Here is a 1,213-nt window from a genome sequence, read left to right as displayed (position 1 = left end):
GGTGCGCGGCATCTGCGCGCTGCGCCCCGGCGCCGAAGAGTTCTCGGAGAACATTGCGGTCCGCTCGATCCTCGGTCGTTTCCTCGAGCATTCCCGCATCATGCATTTCAATCGCATCAACGAGTTCTGGATCGGCAGCGCCGACATGATGCACCGCAACCTCGACCGCCGCGTCGAGGCGTTGGTTCAGGTCAAGGATCCGAGGCTCACCTCATACCTGGACGACCTGTTCGAGTCCGCACTCGACCCCTCCACTCGATGCTGGGAGCTGGGGCCCGACGGGCAGTGGACCGCGTCGCCGCAAGAGGGCCACACCGTGCGCGATCACCAAGTGTCGTTGATGGAGCGGCACCGCAGTCCGTAACCCTCCGCGTGGTGCTTTACGGTTGTCTCCGGCCGCACCGCGACCGTGCGCGCGACCCCGCACCGAATTGACCTGCAGGAGTTGAGTTGCCGACCAAGAGCTCGCGTTCGGGAAGCCGGATCGTGTATGCCGCCGGAGCCGTGCTGTGGCGGCCGACCGATTCGACCAACCCCGGCCTCGAGATCGCGGTGATCCACCGCCCCCGCTACGACGACTGGTCGCTGCCCAAGGGCAAGGTCGACCCGGGCGAGACGGCGCCCGTCGCCGCGGTGCGGGAGGTACGCGAGGAGACGGGGCACCACTCCATCCTGGGCAGGCGGCTCGACATGGTGAGCTACCCGATCGATGCCGGGGTCAAGAAGGTCTACTACTGGGCCGCGCGCAGCACCGGCGGTGACTTCACCCCCGGCAACGAGGTCGACGAATTGGTGTGGCTACCGATTTCCGACGCGCTGAAGAAAATCAGCTACTCTCACGACCGAAAGATGCTGCGCCACTTCACCAAACATCCCGCGGACACGCACACGGTGGTGGTGGTCCGGCACGGGACGGCGGGCCGTAAATCGCGCTTCAAGGGCGACGACACCCAACGGCCGCTGGACAAACGGGGCCGCGCGCAGGCCGAGGCGCTGGTGCCGCAGCTGCTGGCCTTCGGCGCCACCGACGTCTATGCGGCCGACCGGCTGCGCTGCCACCAGACGGTGGAGCCCCTCGCGGAGGAGCTGGGTGTGCCGGTGCACAACGAGCCCACCCTCACCGAAGAGTCCTACGCCAAGAGCCCCAAACGCGGCCGGCACCGGATGCTCGCCATCGCGGAGCAGCAAGGCACACCGGTCATTTGCACCCAGG

General features: G+C 67.2%; 1 protein-coding gene and 1 pseudogene. Both read left to right on the top strand.

The window, feature by feature from the left end:
• Nucleotides 1–364: pseudogene (locus tag A9X05_RS28755) on the top strand (RNA degradosome polyphosphate kinase); the annotation flags it as partial.
• Nucleotides 365–450: 86 nt separating this feature from the next.
• Nucleotides 451–1,213 (top strand): bifunctional NUDIX hydrolase/histidine phosphatase family protein (locus tag A9X05_RS28750; RefSeq protein ID WP_067785768.1); only part of this gene is annotated, 763 nt, incomplete at its 3' end.

The organism is Mycobacterium sp. E3298 (assembly GCF_001666895.1).
Classification (GTDB): Bacteria; Actinomycetota; Actinomycetes; order Mycobacteriales; family Mycobacteriaceae; genus Mycobacterium.
Note: the sequence above shows the minus strand (reverse complement) of the source record. Positions and strands in the feature narration are given on the sequence as shown.